The sequence below is a fragment of the Lewinellaceae bacterium genome (assembly GCA_020636105.1).
In the GTDB taxonomy this organism is placed as follows: domain Bacteria; phylum Bacteroidota; class Bacteroidia; order Chitinophagales; family Saprospiraceae; genus BCD1.
This window is the reverse complement of record JACJYL010000001.1, coordinates 3,878,344-3,893,807: the sequence shown is the minus strand read 5'-3', so window position 1 is coordinate 3,893,807 and position 15,464 is coordinate 3,878,344. Positions and strand designations below refer to the sequence as shown.

The 15,464-nt window shown below is 45.4% G+C and carries 10 protein-coding genes; 4 read left to right on the top strand and 6 right to left on the bottom strand.

Features of this window, described 5'->3' with window-relative positions; translation table 11 throughout:
* Positions 1 to 62: 62 nt before the first annotated feature.
* The 3 genes from H6571_14595 to H6571_14585 all read right to left on the bottom strand — a co-directional run bounded on the left by H6571_14595 (position 63) and on the right by H6571_14585 (position 5,670).
* Positions 63 to 1,259 (bottom strand): hypothetical protein, encoded by a 1,197-nt coding sequence (locus tag H6571_14595; GenBank protein ID MCB9324966.1) that lies wholly within the window; start codon positions 1,257 to 1,259, stop codon positions 63 to 65.
* A gap of 126 nt (positions 1,260 to 1,385) precedes the next feature.
* Positions 1,386 to 4,562 carry a hypothetical protein gene (locus H6571_14590; GenBank protein ID MCB9324965.1) on the bottom strand — a complete coding sequence of 1,059 codons (3,177 nt, stop codon included), beginning with the start codon at positions 4,560 to 4,562 and terminating at the stop codon, positions 1,386 to 1,388.
* A 151-nt stretch (positions 4,563 to 4,713) separates the two neighbouring features.
* Positions 4,714 to 5,670, bottom strand: a complete 957-nt coding sequence (locus H6571_14585; protein MCB9324964.1) for a pyridoxal-phosphate dependent enzyme — start codon at positions 5,668 to 5,670, stop codon at positions 4,714 to 4,716.
* Positions 5,671 to 5,804: 134 nt separating this feature from the next.
* On the opposite strand from H6571_14585, the gene H6571_14580 reads away from it, so the two are divergent.
* From H6571_14580 to H6571_14570, 3 genes are all read left to right on the top strand, one after another.
* A complete protein-coding gene (locus H6571_14580; GenBank protein MCB9324963.1) occupies positions 5,805 to 6,830 on the top strand; it encodes a type 2 isopentenyl-diphosphate Delta-isomerase in 1,026 nt (341 codons plus the stop codon).
* 155 nt (positions 6,831 to 6,985) lie between these two features.
* Positions 6,986 to 8,431 (top strand): glycogen/starch synthase, encoded by a 1,446-nt coding sequence (locus H6571_14575; protein MCB9324962.1) that lies wholly within the window; start codon positions 6,986 to 6,988, stop codon positions 8,429 to 8,431.
* A gap of 44 nt (positions 8,432 to 8,475) precedes the next feature.
* Positions 8,476 to 9,768 (top strand): glucose-1-phosphate adenylyltransferase, encoded by a 1,293-nt coding sequence (locus tag H6571_14570; protein MCB9324961.1) that lies wholly within the window; start codon positions 8,476 to 8,478, stop codon positions 9,766 to 9,768.
* A 155-nt stretch (positions 9,769 to 9,923) separates the two neighbouring features.
* Here H6571_14570 and H6571_14565 read toward each other — a convergent pair whose 3' ends face one another.
* Both H6571_14565 and H6571_14560 read right to left on the bottom strand, forming a co-directional pair.
* Positions 9,924 to 10,811 (bottom strand): UDP-2,3-diacylglucosamine diphosphatase, encoded by an 888-nt coding sequence (locus H6571_14565; GenBank protein MCB9324960.1) that lies wholly within the window; start codon positions 10,809 to 10,811, stop codon positions 9,924 to 9,926.
* Between the two features lie 222 nt (positions 10,812 to 11,033).
* Entirely contained in the window at positions 11,034 to 13,298 is a 2,265-nt protein-coding gene (locus tag H6571_14560) for an aconitate hydratase (GenBank protein ID MCB9324959.1), read from the bottom strand.
* A gap of 261 nt (positions 13,299 to 13,559) precedes the next feature.
* On the opposite strand from H6571_14560, the gene H6571_14555 reads away from it, so the two are divergent.
* Positions 13,560 to 13,973: a YjbQ family protein gene (locus tag H6571_14555; GenBank protein ID MCB9324958.1), complete on the top strand. Its 414-nt coding sequence runs from the start codon at positions 13,560 to 13,562 to the stop codon at positions 13,971 to 13,973.
* A 42-nt stretch (positions 13,974 to 14,015) separates the two neighbouring features.
* On the opposite strand, the gene rodA is transcribed toward H6571_14555, so the two are convergent.
* Positions 14,016 to 15,416, bottom strand: coding sequence for a rod shape-determining protein RodA (gene rodA / locus H6571_14550; GenBank protein MCB9324957.1), 1,401 nt, complete (start codon positions 15,414 to 15,416; stop codon positions 14,016 to 14,018).
* Positions 15,417 to 15,464: the final 48 nt, after the last annotated feature.

Here is a 15,464-nt window from a genome sequence, read left to right as displayed (position 1 = left end):
TCACAATTCCCCCCCCCTGCTTGATCTCCCTAAACCGTAAACCGTCTTCCGTCCATCTCCCCTTACTTATAATCCGTCATCAAATACATGAACCGTTCCTGGTCCACCTTCTGCTGGGGCAATAATTTTTCGTGGCGCAGGCGGATATCGAGTTTGGGATCCTCGGAACGGAAATTTTTGGGGATGGTCGCATTGGAAGTGGGTGGTGCGTAGATGATATCTTCGCTGAAGAAGCCTTTACCGCCGCAGGGATTGTCGAGGTTGTCGTCCCAATTCTTGCCAAAGATGACCGCCGCATATACATCCTCATGGGTATTGAGCCAAACGTAAAAAGAAGTATTCTTTTTGATGTAAACCTGGCGGCCTACACGGTTATTCCAAAGGAGAAACAAAATAGCATCGTGTTTTTTATCCCCGTGGACGGTGATCGATTTTGCGGGCCGCTTACAATCAAAAGCCGAACTTCGGTAACACTGCATAGGGTCATTGCCAAAAAGGAATCCCTGCTCCTTAAGTTCTGCCTCCACATTGCCGCGCTCTTTAAGGGCTTTGGTATATTCATTCCCCATAGTGAAAGAGGCGGCCAGCAACCGTTCATTCTCAAACCATTCTTCGTTGGTATCTTCCACCCGTTTCCGGGGTTGATCATTTCGGGTAATCTCACTGTCTTCCTGAACCGGAAGGTCTTTACTTTTCCATTCCTGATACCGGTTCACGCCCCATACGCCTAAAATAAGCATCCCGATGATCAACCCACCGGCGATGAAGTAATTCCTGATGGTCTTCCGGCGTACAGATTCGTTATTCAGGGTAGTTTCCCAAAGTCGGGCATCTTCTTTGCGCCTCAGCAACAATTCCGCCTGTGCTTTGAATTTTTCATTACTGATGTTGATTTTGCAGGCATAACGCAACAGGGCGATGGCCATCCCTTTGTAGCCTTCCGGTAAATCCCTGCCGGCCTCAGCGATCACAAAAGCGATTTCATCACGGATTTTGTCAAATTCCGATGGCAAAACATTCAGGCATTTTTGACTGAAATGTTGTTGCAAATACACCAGCCCTTTAAATGGTTGCGCGGCTTCCCCGTCGGGGTTAAGGACCACGGCTTTTAAGCGATTTCGGAGGTCTTCGACCTGTTCTTGTAAATATGTCTGTAGGGGAAGGTAAAAATCTTCTTTGGGCACCTCAGCAAGCAAGAGTTTTCTGAGGGCCGAACGATCGCAGTCCTGGTAGGCTTTTAATAAGTCAGCAGCTTCCATTTATTCCTTTATTTGTCATTTTAAACTCTGACAAAAGTAATACTTTTCAACTATACAAAACGGGACGACGTTCGGGCATCCTGATATTTATCCCCCAGGAGCCCCGAATGCCGTCCCGTTTAAGTCCTAAAAAAGTCTAAAATCGAACCCCAGGCGTTTCAGTTCCTTATACATGCCGTTGCTTTTTTGAAAAAACTGGCCCCCGGTATCGCTTCCTTCAGACTCCCCTTCTAGGTATGATTCTTTGGACTGAATTTCAATCGATCCAAGCCCTTTCTTATTTAACAATTCATTGGTTTTGTTTACCATGGTAAGCACATCCTTGAAGGTCGCATCAACCGCATCCATTTCGGTACGGAGTTTATCCGTTTCTTCCATCTGGGAGTCAGAAGGTCGTCCGGGATAGGAACTGACCATGCCGTAGAGGTTGGAAATCCGTTCCCTGATCTCCTCGCCTTCGTCCACGTAGAAATCACCGCCGAGGGCTACGAGTTTGTCTTTTTCTTTTTTAGCCGTCTCTGCCAGCGGTTTGATCTTTTTTGCCTGCTTTGGGTTGGCTTCTGCAAGAGCATTGGCTTTGCTTTCAATATCATTCAGGGTTTGATAGATATAAGCCAGTTCCTCCGTCATATCATACAACTTCATGGTGTATTCCCGCTGCACCTTCCGATCCTCTGTCGTGTATTCCGAATAAGGGTCATAGACCAGTGAAAAAGTGGTTGTGAATGTTTCTTTTCCTTTAATGACGCGTGCTTCATATTCCCCAGCGGCCAGATTGGGCCCGAAGAGAGAGCCGCCGAGAGCCGACCTGTTTTTTGTCGGGGCCGCTTTGGGTTTTTTCAGGGCCGTTGGCAGGTCAACTACATTGATGCCGGCGCTTTTACCGGCTGGCAGCGTGCGCAGCAATGCTCCGTCCTTCCAGATTTCTATATACATTTTACCAAAGGTATGCCGGCGATTCATATAGTAAACGATCTGGGCGGCGGTGCTGGGATTGTCTCCTACAAAATTACCTGAACCTCCAAACCAGGCGCCTCCTGATCCGGGATCACGCAATACGGTGGGAGCCGTCTTTAAAAATTGAAAAGAAGAGGAAAGCATTTCTTCCGCTAACTGACGTAAAGGAGTAATATCGTCCAGAATGATCACCCCGCGACCATGAGTTGCCATCACCAGGGCATTATCGCGTGGGTGGATAACCATATCCCGTACGCCTGCCTTGGGCATATTATTATCAAAATGCGCCCAGCTTTTGCCTCCATCGATGGAAATGAACAACCCGAATTCCGTTCCCAGGAAAAGTAAATTGGATTTTTTAGTATCCTCCCGAACGGAAAGGGCATAACCTTCAATTTCCTCCGTAACGAGGGAAGTCCATGTTTCGCCCAGGTCTGTTGTTTTGTAAATATAAGGTTGCTGGTTTCCTCTACGGTGGTCATCAAAGGTTACATAGGCGGTTTTTGCATCGAAATGACTCGTTTCTATACCGGTTACCCAGGCATTTTGTGGCAGGTCAGGAATATTAACATTGGTCTTTTTCCAAAGGCTGCCGCCGTCGGAAGTAACCTGTAAATTGCCGTCATCCGTTCCCACCCAAATGATTTTTTCATCCACTTTGGATTCTGCGATCGCATAAATGGTGCAATGATTCTCGGCAGTTGAATTATCAACACTCAATCCGCCGGACAAATGCTGTTTTTGTTTTTCGGGATCATTTGTGGTCAGATCCGGAGAGATGCTTTTCCAGGAATCTCCCATATCTTCCGTAATAAACAAATACTGCGAGCCAAAATACATTCGGTCCGGATTGTTGGGACTTTGATGGATGGGCGCGTTCCAGTTGAAACGGTACTTTTCTTCTCCTTGCTTTGGAAAAGGCCGGATGTTTTTGGCCTGTCCTGATTTTTTGCTGTAGCGAACGAGGTTGCCTCCCTGGTATTCACTGAAAATGATATTATTATCATTAGGATGGCGGAAAGAATAAAAACCATCCCCGCCAAAGGTCGATTCCCAATCTGCATTGGTGATGCCTCCTGCTTTCTGGGAAGGCCCGAACCAGGAACCATTGTCCTGCAAGCCGCCATAAACATTATAAGGAATGTCATTATCCACACTTACGTGGTAAAATTGGGAAACCGGCAGGTTCATCCACATCTTGAAGGTATGCCCCCTGTCCAGCGACTCATAAACGCCCCCATCCGTTCCCACCAGCACATGTTTGGTATTAGCAGGATCGATCCAGATATCGTGAATATCCGAATGCACACTTTGGTCAACGGAGCGAAAACGAGCCCCTCTGTCTTCGCTGATGATCGCCTGCAATCCACACTTCATGACAATACTGTCATTGGCCGGATCCACCACCATATTGGCAAAATAAAACGGCCGAACTGTCGTGTTGAATTCGGTACTCACCCTTTTCCAGGAATCGCCCTGGTCGGTTGAAAGGTAAAGGCCCTTTTTTGTGGCATCCTCACATTCAACGGACAGATAGATTAAATTCCCGTTGGACGGAGCAACAGCGATGGCCAGTCTTCCCAACTTACCTTCCGGCAAACCATTGTGAATATTATTCCAGGTAGTTCCTCCGTTTGTTGTTTTAAACAAGCCACTCCCTCCTGTAAACCCTGAATCAAAGGTCCAGGGCAACCGGCGGAAACTCCACATCGCCGCATAAAGAATGTCCGGGTTTTCGGGATCGATATCCAGGTCAGTAGCCCCGGTATCCTGATCGACGAAAAGAATTTTGGTCCAGGTAGTGCCGCCATCCGTTGTTTTATAAACGCCGCGTTCTTCATTGCCATCCCAAAGATGCCCTAAAACAGCTACGTAAACAATATCGGAATTTTGGGGATGAACGATGATATCCGCAATGCGTTCCGAATTTTCAAAACCCATGAGCTCCCAGGTTGAACCGCCATTGGTGGACTTATACAACCCTTTGCCTACGGATACACTGTTTCTCACCCAGGTTTCCCCGGTACCCACCCAAACCGTTTCGGTATGGTTAGGGTCGATGGCAATTTTGCCTATTGACATAATATGCTCATCAAATACAGGCCTGAGTACGGGACCGCCGGAAACCGTTTTCCAGACGCCGCCGCCGGCCGTGCCTATATAGATCACTTCAGATTTCCCCGGAACGCCGGCGATGGAAGTCACCCGGCCACTCATGGAGGCCGGACCGATCTGACGCGCACGAAGGTCTCCGAACAGGGAACTTCCCGAAAGTGTTTTTTTCTGGGCCCGGGCATCGGGGAGGATCATTATTACAGCCAATAAGAGCAAGGCGATTTTTTTCATGTTCGATCGTAGTTTTGATAATTTAAAAAATTCTATAAAAGGCGAGTTCGCCAGGTTAAACTCAGGTCTGACCAGGCAGGGCCGAATTTGGGAAAAATGGGGCTAAAAACGTTTCATTTTTCGATAGTGTATGTATTATTTTAGACAAGTTTCAGGAAAAAATTTGTTTCAAATCAACATTTCCTCCGCTCAAAATAATACCGGTTCTTTTATTTTTGAAAATTTCAGGATGGGCGAGCACCACTGCAAAGGGAACGGCGGAAGAAGGCTCAATGACGATTTTCATTCGTTCGTAAATCAACATCATTGCTTCCAGGATAGCATCTTCCGAAACGGTAAAAATATCATCCACATACTTTTGAATGATGCCAAATGTTCTTTCACTCAAATTGGTCCGCAGCCCGTCTGCAACAGTATTGACTGTGGTGTTTTTTTGGAGTTTGCCGGAAGTAAAGGAACGCCAGGCGTCGTCCACATTTTGAGGTTCCGCTCCATATACTTTGGTATTTCCTGACAGGTATTTTGTCAACAGGGCGGTTCCGCTCATCAGACCGCCACCGCCGATGGGGGCTAGTACAATATCCAGTTCAGGAACCGCTTCGAGCAGCTCTTTTGAGGCCGTAGCCTGTCCGGCAATAACATTATAATCGTCGTAAGGGTGAATAAAGGCGGCGCCCGTTTCCTGTAATACTTTATCCAGGGCATCCTCGCGGGCCTGCTGGTTATTGTCACAAAAATAAATCTGTGCACCATATCCCCGGGTAGCATTCACTTTGATTCCCGGGGATACATCCGGCATGACAATATGAGCCGGGATATTCATCAATTTAGCACTTAGTGCTACGGCCTGGGCATGATTACCGGAGGAATGGGTTGCCAGTCCTGCGCGCTTTTCTTCGTCGGTCAAACGAAGTGCGGCACTGGTAGCTCCGCGCATTTTGAAGGCACCGATTTTTTGAAAATTTTCACATTTAAAAAACAAGTGGGCTCCACTGATGTTATCTAATTGTTGACAGGTGAGCACCGGCGTTTTATGAATAAACGGTTTAATGGCTTCATGAGTCTCTTCAATTTGAGCTAATGTTGGTGGTGCGGTCAGTTTTTTCATATTGTCGGATTGCTTCAAAATTTAAATCCCATGGTGTCCATGGTGAATACTTTACCCTTTGGTGAATTTAATTGCTTAATTTTACGAAATATACACGAAAACCTCTTTGATCTGTGACAAAAGAACAAAAAAATATTGGTTCAGACGAAAATGATCCTAATGCCGAAAACCGAAAACGGGACCATATAGATCTCGCTTTTAAATCCCGTGTTGAAGCGGCTCGTTTAGATAACCGGTTTTATTATGAACCCATGTTATCTGCCCACCCGGATAATAAGACCGGGGGAGATTTCAACTTCCTTGGCAAAAAAATGCAGGTCCCCATCTGGGTTTCAAGTATGACCGGCGGAACGGAAAAAGCTTTTACCATAAACAGTAATCTCGCAAGGGCGTGCCGTGAATTTGGCATGGGTATGGGCCTGGGATCATGCCGTTCTCTATTATCCGGAGATGTTCGTTTGAAAGATTTTGATTTCAGGAAAATTATCGGCGACGAACTTCCTTTTTATGCCAACCTCGGCGTGGCCCAGGTGGAACAACTGTTCCAGCAAGGCGAATCTTATAAAATAAAAATGTTGATCGACCGCCTGAATGCCGACGGTCTCATCCTCCATATCAATCCCTTACAGGAATGGCTTCAACCGGAAGGCGACCGTTTCATTAAACCACCACTTGACAACCTTAAACGCCTCCTGGACGAAATGCCAGGCTTGTCTGTCATCGTCAAGGAAGTCGGGCAGGGATTCGGCCCCAAAAGTCTCGAAGCACTGCTTGAACTGCCTTTAGCTGCCATCGAATTTGGTGCAGCAGGGGGCACAAACTTTGCCATGCTGGAAATGCTGAGGGATGAAAACAAGATCGAAATTTTTGAAGGGATCGCCAGGGTGGGGCATACCGCTGAAGAAATGGTCGGTTTTATCAATGACATCCTTTCCGGAGGGAAAGATAAAATTCTTTGCAAGCAGGTAATCATTTCGGGGGGCGTAAAAGACTTCCTTGACGGATACTATCTGACGCATAAAATCAATGCCTCTGCCATTTACGGTCAGGCATCGGCTTTTTTGAAATATGCGCAGGGAGATTACCAAACGCTCCATGACTACGTAGAAACACAGGTAAAAGGGTTGGCGCTCGCCGAGGCTTTTTTAACGGTACGATAACCCCGTTTTGTCTCTTGAACTAAGATTCATCCAGGTGTACTTTTTGTTGGAAAATAATTGCCTATAGCGGTTTTCTTTTCAAAATTCGTCATCAGTACTATCATTTTAAAAATAAAAAATATATCTTTAGTGCAAGAGAAAAATCATCTTTAAGTATGCAAATCCTTCACATCAGCGCCGAATGTTATCCAGCTGCTAAGGTGGGCGGTTTAGGCGATGTTGTTGGTGCCTTACCCAAATACCTTAATGCCCTGGGCGTATCTACGGGAGTGCTTATTCCGAAATACAAAACAAAGTGGATCGAGAGCCAGACTTTCTCTCCTGTTTATCAGGGCAGTACCTGGCTCCACAATCATAATGTCTGGTTCAGAATTGAAAAGCTGGAATCCACAGACCTTGGATTTCCTCTTTTTGTGGCCAATATTCCTGACTATTTTGACCGGCCCGGTATTTACAATGATCCTGCAGGTTATAGTTATGGCGACGAAATTCGCCGATTCATGTCTTTTCAGCAGGCAGCCCTTCAGTGGATCATTCAAAGCCCCGGAAAACCGCAGATCATCCATTGCCATGATCACCAGGTAGGCATCATTCCTTTTATGATGAAATACTGCCCCGAATACAATTGGGCCCTGGGCAATACGCCTACCGTTTTTACCATTCACAATGGAGAATATCATGGTACCTTTGGCTGGGACAAAATGTATTTATTGCCTCATTTCGAAAACTTTGCCCGCGGCGTGCTGGATTGGAAAAATGCCATTACCCCTTTAGCGGCAGCCATAAAATCTTCCTGGCGCATTACTACGGTTTCTCCAAGTTACCTGGAAGAACTAAAAAGCAGTTCAGGAGGGCTTGAACCATTGCTCATCCATGAACAACATAAATCTATAGGCATCATCAATGGCATTGATGCGGCCGTGTGGGACCCGAAAACAGACCCCTATATTTCAGACACTTTAAAAAGGAGTGTTTCGGCCTTTAAGAAAAAAAACAAAGAAACTTTAAAGTCCAGTTTTCCGCTCAACATGGCCCTGCCCCTGGTAACTTTTATCGGAAGGCTGGCCAAGGAAAAAGGAGCCGACATGATCCCTGACCTCGTGCATAGCATTATGCACAGCGGTCTTGATGTTGCCATTGCGATTCTGGGAACGGGAGACCCTGATCTTCACGGTAGCCTGGCTTACCTGAACCACCTTTACCCCGGTCGTTTCCATGCCCGGCTGGAATACAATGAAGGATTAGCTCATCAGTTATACGCCGGATCGGATTTCTTGTTGATGCCTTCAAGGGTGGAGCCATGCGGACTCAACCAGATGTATGCCATGGCTTATGGCACGGTACCAATCGTTCGTTCCGTCGGCGGATTAAAAGATACGGTAATCGATATGGGTGAGCCTGACGGAAGCGGCTGTGGATTCCGTTTCAACAATTTCACTATTCATGATGCCCATACCTCCATTTACCGGGCCACTCAACTTTATAAGGATACCAAGGCACTAAATGAAGTGAGGGAAAAAATTATGGCCCTCGATTTCTCATGGGAAGCCTCTGCAAAGGCCTATAAAAATGTATATGATGAATTACTCGGATTAATTTAACAATAATACCTCCTTTTGTTTGAAAACACAAAAAACGACGAGCTATGATAAAAATGATCTCACTTATTTTAGGCGGCGGAGCCGGATCACGACTATATCCTTTGACCAGCAAACGCTCTAAACCTGCCGTACCCATCGGTGGAAAATACCGACTTATTGACATTCCGATCTCCAATTGTCTGAATTCAAATGTGAGGAGAATGTTTGTGGTCACACAATACAACTCGGCCTCTTTAAATCAACATATTAAAAATTCCTACAATTTCGACAATTTCAGTCATGGTTTTGTAGACATTCTGGCGGCGGAACAAACACCTACCAGCGAAAACTGGTTCCAGGGAACCGCCGACGCGGTACGCCAATCCATGAAACACCTGACAAAGCACGATTACGATTATATCCTCATCCTTTCAGGGGATCAGCTCTACCAGATGGATTTCGAAAAACTGGCTCAATATCATATTAAGCAAAAAGCTGAGCTGACCATAGCCACTATCCCCGTCAACGCAAAAGATGCACCGGGTTTTGGTATTATGAAAGTCAATGAAAAGGGGTACATCGAAAGGTTTATTGAAAAACCGACCGCCGAAGTACTTGACGACTGGAAATCCCCGGTAACCGAACAGCATGAAGCTGCCGGAAAACATTTCCTGGCCTCAATGGGTATTTACATTTTTAATAAAAAAAGCCTCAAATTTTTCCTCGATCAGAACGACAAGGCCATGGACTTTGGCAAAAATATCATTCCTTTTGCCATCGAAAACGGCCATAAAGTGGCCAGTTATTCTTTTGACGGATACTGGACAGATATCGGAACCATTGGTTCTTTTTACGAAGCCAATATTGCCCTGACGGACGATATTCCGAAGTTTAACCTTTTTGACCGGGAAAAACCCATTTACACCCGGGCACGTCTTCTGGCACCATCAAAAATTTTTGGCACCTGGTTTAACCAGGCCATTGTAGCTGAAGGTTGCTTTATCCATGCAAAAAAAGTGGAACGTTCCGTCATTGGGATCAGATCGAGAATTGGAGAAAATACCGACATATCCAACTCCATCATCATGGGTAACGATTATTACGAAACCATTGACCAAATCCTGGACGAATCAACCATTAGCCTGGGAATCGGTAAAAATTGTTTTCTAAGAAATGTTATCGTCGATAAAAACTGTCGCATTGGAAATAATGTCCACATCCATGGAAGTGTTGCACTTGACGATGCGAAGGAGAAAACCCATTATATCAGGGACGGCGTCGTTGTCATCCCTAAAGGAACCGTCATCCCGGACGGCACCCATATCGGACTGAACTGGGCAGGTGATAAATCTCATTGATCCTTTTCAGCCTTTCTGAGCGCAAAAAAGCAGAGCATACCGGTCATTAACCGGTATGCTCTGCTTTTTTTTTAGGATTAGGATTGATAAAATTATTAAAGTAAGAGGACCGGAAGAAATGGTTAATTTCATAACATTTCGAACCTGTCCTATTACTAAACCCGGAAACCGCTAACCTTAAACTCTTCCACCAGCTCAAACAATAGCTGCTTACTGGAGTAATCTATTTGCATAACTTCTTGTGGTTGTTTGGATTGTTCTTTCTGGTTGATTTGCTGAACCACCGGATCATTAAAATAATCATATATAGTCCATTCACCCTTGGCATATTCAAGAGCAGAAAGGTTTTCGATCCAATCGCCCGAATTCATATACATAACCCGTCCTCCTTCCTGGTTGATAATTTCCCGCATTTTGGGCTGATGAATATGCCCGCAGATGACAAAATCATACCCGTTGGAGATGGCTATATCCGCAGCAGTTTCTTCGAAATTATTTATATGATTTAAGGCACTTTTTACCCCATTCTTTATTCTTTTGGAAAGTGAGATTCGCCCTCTTCCCAGTATTTTTTGACTCACGAAATTAAAAAGGGTATTGATCATAATAAGCAGGTCATACCCCAAACCTCCAAGTTTTGCCAGCCATTTGGAATGTTTCATACTTACATCAAAAACGTCACCATGGAAAATCCACGCTTTGCGCCCGTCAATTTCGAGCACGATCTTATTGACGATCTCAAAAGACCCCAGTCTGAGTCCCTTGAATTTTCGGAGCATTTCGTCGTGATTTCCCGTGACATAATATACTTTTGTGCCCTTCGCCAATAAAGAAGTCAGATGTTTAATCACCTTCATGTGTGAGCTGGGAAAAAAATGCTTATTGAATTGCCAAATGTCTATGATGTCTCCGTTTAAGACCAGGGTTTGCGGATTCACTGTATTCAGATAATTCAACAATTCCTTTGCCCTGCAACCAAAGGTTCCAAGGTGCACATCCGAGATCACGAGCACATCGATTTTTCGTTTTTGATGTTTTTTCATTGTCAGATCATGAGTATCATGGAGCAACCATAGCACCATCGCCGGTTGTTCCATTTAATCCCACAAAGGTAGAATCAGACTGTGAGCAGGTGATTAAGTGGAGGTAAAGAAATTGTGAAGTTATCTGCTATGAAATCAACCTGAACGTGTTTAAAAACAACAAAGCCCTTCCACCAAACAGGCAGAAGGGCTTTGTATTATTAACCCAGGAAGAATAAAATATTACCCCAGTTCTTCCCTGATTTTATTTAATGCAGAACCTGCACGAACCCAATCGATCTGGGCTTTATTGTAAGTATGCGCCACTTCGAAAGTATCCTCAGTACCATCTGAATGGTGCAGCACCACTTTAATGTTCTTACCCGGAGCCATTTCATCAAACCCTAAAAGGTCGATTTTATCATCCTGGCGAATCTTTTCATAATCGGCAGGATTCACAAAGGTAAGACCGAGCATGCCCTGTTTTTTCAGGTTGGTTTCATGAATACGGGCAAAGGACTTCACAATAACTGCCTTCACTCCGAGGAAACGTGGCTCCATCGCAGCGTGTTCGCGGGATGAACCTTCACCGTAATTTTCTTCTCCGAAAACAACCGTGCCTATCCCTGCATTTTTATAAGCTCTTGCCGAGTCAGGAACAGCCATATACTGGCCCGTTTCGAGATTCAGCACCTTGTTGGCTTCGTTGTTGAAGTAATTAATGGCTCCAATAAAGCAGTTGTTCGAAATATTTTCGAGGTGTCCTCTGTAGGTCAACCAGGGGCCTGCCATGGAGATATGATCCGTAGTACACTTTCCTTTTGCTTTGATCAACAGGCGCATGCCTTTCATACCATCTTGTGTCAATGGCTCAAATGGCGTAAGCAGCTGCAAACGATCTGATGCGGGATCCACGACAACCTGAACCCCGCTACCGTCCTTAGCCGGGGCATTGTAGCCCGCATCTTCAACATCAAAACCTTTTGAAGGCAATTCTTCCCCAAAAGGAGGATCGAGTTTCACCTGCTCTCCTTTGTCATTGGTAAGCGTATCGGTCATGGGATTAAACCCTAAATCTCCGGCGATAGCCAGGGCAGCCACCAACTCCGGGGAACCTACGAAAGCGTGAGTATTGGGGTTCCCGTCAGCCCGTTTGGAGAAATTTCGGTTAAAAGAATGAACGATAGTATTTTTTTCTTTTTTCTCGGCGCCTGCACGATCCCATTGCCCGATACACGGGCCACATGCATTGGTGAAGAGGTTGGCCCCGATATCGGTAAAAAGCTCCAGTAATCCATCCCTTTCCGCCGTATACCTGACCTGTTCTGAACCAGGGTTAATATCCAGTTCTGATTTCATGACCAGATGTTTGTCTTTTACCTGTTTTGCGATGGAAGCGGCACGGGTAAGATCCTCGTAAGAGGAGTTTGTACATGAGCCAATCAACCCTACCTCTATTTTCCTGGGCCAGTCGACGGTTGCCAGCACTTCCTTCATTTTCGAAACAGGCGTTGCCAGGTCAGGAGTAAAAGGACCGTTCAGGTGAGGTTCGAGTTCAGAAAGATCGATCTCGATCACCTGGTCAAAATATTTTTCAGGATTGGCATATACTTCGGGGTCACCCGTGAGGTGTTCTCTGACCTGATTGGCCATATCAGCGACCTCACTACGCTCGGTAGCCCTAAGGTAACGCTCCATAGAATCATCATACCCGAAAGTAGAGGTCGTCGCTCCGATCTCTGCACCCATATTACAGATGGTACCTTTACCGGTACAGGAAATACTTTGGGCTCCTTCTCCGAAATATTCAACAATGGCACCGGTTCCTCCTTTCACGGTAAGAATGCCGGCCACTTTAAGGATTACATCTTTTGGCGCGGTCCAACCACTTAGTTTTCCTGTCAGTTTTACGCCGATGAGCTTTGGCATTTTAAGTTCCCAGGCCATTCCTGCCATCACATCCACGGCATCAGCCCCTCCAACACCAATGGCAACCATGCCTAATCCACCTGCATTTACGGTATGGGAATCTGTTCCGATCATCATTCCCCCGGGGAAAGCATAATTTTCCAGAACTACCTGGTGTATGATGCCGGAGCCCGGTTTCCAGAAACCAATACCGTATTTATTCGAAACCGACTGAAGAAAGGCATAAACCTCAGAGTTAATGTCTTCTGCTACTTTCAGGTCAATTTTGGAATTCACCTTTGCCTGAATGAGGTGGTCGCAATGAACCGTTGAAGGAACCGCTACTTTATCTCGGCCAGCCATCATAAATTGCAAAAGAGCCATTTGGGCTGTTGCATCCTGCATGGCTACACGATCGGGGGCGAAAAAAACATAACTTTTCCCTCTTTCATATTTTTCTAATGGTGAATCCTCGTGGAGGTGAGCATAAAGAATTTTTTCAGCAAGTGTGAGTGGGGAACCCAACACCTTTTTTGCTTCATTTACTCTGTTGGCGAAACGGGCGTAATGCGCCCTTATCATTTCAATGTCGAATGCCATAGGTTTGTCAGTTTATTAATTAAAAAAGCCTGTTCGGATAAGGGCAGCAAAATTAAGTAATTCAAAACACTTTTTACCACTGACCGCGGCAAAAATGCCCCTATATCATTATAAAAAACACATTGACTCCGGGAAAGTTATATTTAGAGCCCATAAATGAATTTTCATAGTATTTATATGCCCACTTCAAGCCTAAAATATCATCATTTTGCCGGCATCAGGTAAAAAATTGATGTATGTTTGTATGAAAATAATACGCCGATGATCCAACAAACGAGCTTCAGCCTGCCTGCTTTCCCGAGGGGATTCCATCTGATTACCCGCGAAGTGCTGAACCATCTGCCTGAATTGCCACAAACAGGCCTGCTTCATCTTTTCATCAAGCATACTTCTGCCGGATTGACTATAAACGAGAATGCGGACGCTTCGGTAAGGACGGATTTTGAAAATATCTTCAACAGGCTTGTTCCTGAAAATATGTCCTTCCTGCAACATACCCTGGAAGGCCCCGACGATATGCCGGCTCATATTAAAACAGCTCTTACCGACACCTCTCTTTTTATTCCGATCACCAACGGGCAGCTCAACCTGGGCACCTGGCAGGGAATATATCTTTGTGAATTCAGAAACCATGGTGGTAATAGGAAACTCGTGGCAACTGTGATGGGGGATTGAATCTGTTGATTGACGATTGATCCATTTTCAATCATAAGTCCATTACCTTCCGGTACTATCCATTTTCAGAATAATGGCGAGCATAATGGAAAAGCCGAGCAGGGAAGATCCTCCCTTACTGATAAAAGGAAGAGGGATACCAATAATAGGCATCAGCCCCATCGTCATCGCTATGTTTATAAAGAAGTGAACGAAAATAATGCCGGCCACCCCATAGGCATAATACCGCACAAAATCCGTTCGTTGTCGTTCGGCAATAATGGTAAGGCGGTAGAGCAGCAGTAAAAATAAAATAATCACGGCCATGCTGCCTACAAATCCTTGTTCCTCACCAATGGTACAAAAAATAAAATCCGTCATTTGCTCGGGAACATACCCGCCCCTCGTAAGGGTACCATTCAGGAAACCTTTCCCTTCAAGCCCTCCCGCCCCAATGGCCATTTTGGAATTGGCCAGGTTGTATCCGGCCTCTTTGTCATTGGTCAGGTGCGGGCGCAGCCAAACGTTGATCCTGTCCTGTTGGTGAGGCAGCAATTTGTTAAATCCGAAATTAGCCCCCAAAGCCAACACGCTGCCTAATAACACCGCTCCGATCAGGAGACTCACTTCTTTTTGCTTTCTTCGCTGCCACAGCACTACCGACAAAACCACCGCCGCGAGGAGGGTACCGCCAAAGATATACCAATCATATTCAGGCAGATTCCGGTGTAAAAAAATGACCCCGGCAGCAAAAACGACAGCAGTTAATAATCCGTAAATTTTGGGACGGAAATTTGTTGACATGATAACCATCGCCAAAAGAATGAGCCATTGAATAAGATCAAAAGGTGCTGAGACCAGGCCCAATATCAAAACAGCCACACTGTAAAAGCCGATTACGTAATAACTGGCCGGAAATCCGGCGCGGTAAAAAACGATCAAAAAAGAAGTAAAAACAAGGGCCGATCCGGCATCCGGCTGCAACAGGATCAGCAGAATAGGAGCAGCCATAATGGACACCCCTATCAATTGCCACCGCAATTGTTTAAGGTCGGTATTGTAGTTTCCCAGGAAAGCAGCCATAGCCAGGCAAGTCCCCACCTTGGCCAACTCCGAAGGCTGTATGGTAAATCCCCCGAACCTGAACCAGGACATAGCTCCTTTAATATTGGCACCAAAAAATAAAACAGCAATCAACAAAAATAAGGTGAAGATATAAATGGGATAAGCAAAGGATTGCCAAAATTTCCAGCTCACCAGCTGCATCATAAAAAAAGCAAAAAAACTGATGCCGATCCAAATAGTCTGTTTTCCTACGGGTGTGCCAAGAAAATTAGCCATGGTATATCCATCCTCATACCCTACCGTAAAAATCATCAGCCAACCGATAGCCACCAAGCCCAGGAATATCCCAAAGGTGACAAAATCCGGTCGCTTCCTCAAAGTCTGGGTTACACTCGTCAAATTTGTATTTTTTAAATCAGGACCAAATGATCCAGGTTGCACTTTATG

Bases quoted from the DNA above. Each gene is read 5' to 3' on its own strand.
- H6571_14595 (MCB9324966.1), bottom strand. From the start codon at position 1,259: ATGGAAGCTGCTGACTTATTAAAAGCCTACCAGGACTGCGATCGTTCG.
- H6571_14590 (MCB9324965.1), bottom strand. From the start codon at position 4,562: ATGAAAAAAATCGCCTTGCTCTTATTGGCTGTAATAATGATCCTCCCC.
- H6571_14585 (MCB9324964.1), bottom strand. From the start codon at position 5,670: ATGAAAAAACTGACCGCACCACCAACATTAGCTCAAATTGAAGAGACT.
- H6571_14575 (MCB9324962.1), top strand. From the start codon at position 6,986: ATGCAAATCCTTCACATCAGCGCCGAATGTTATCCAGCTGCTAAGGTG.
- H6571_14570 (MCB9324961.1), top strand. From the start codon at position 8,476: ATGATAAAAATGATCTCACTTATTTTAGGCGGCGGAGCCGGATCACGA.
- H6571_14565 (MCB9324960.1), bottom strand. From the start codon at position 10,811: ATGAAAAAACATCAAAAACGAAAAATCGATGTGCTCGTGATCTCGGAT.
- H6571_14560 (MCB9324959.1), bottom strand. From the start codon at position 13,298: ATGGCATTCGACATTGAAATGATAAGGGCGCATTACGCCCGTTTCGCC.
- H6571_14555 (MCB9324958.1), top strand. From the start codon at position 13,560: ATGATCCAACAAACGAGCTTCAGCCTGCCTGCTTTCCCGAGGGGATTC.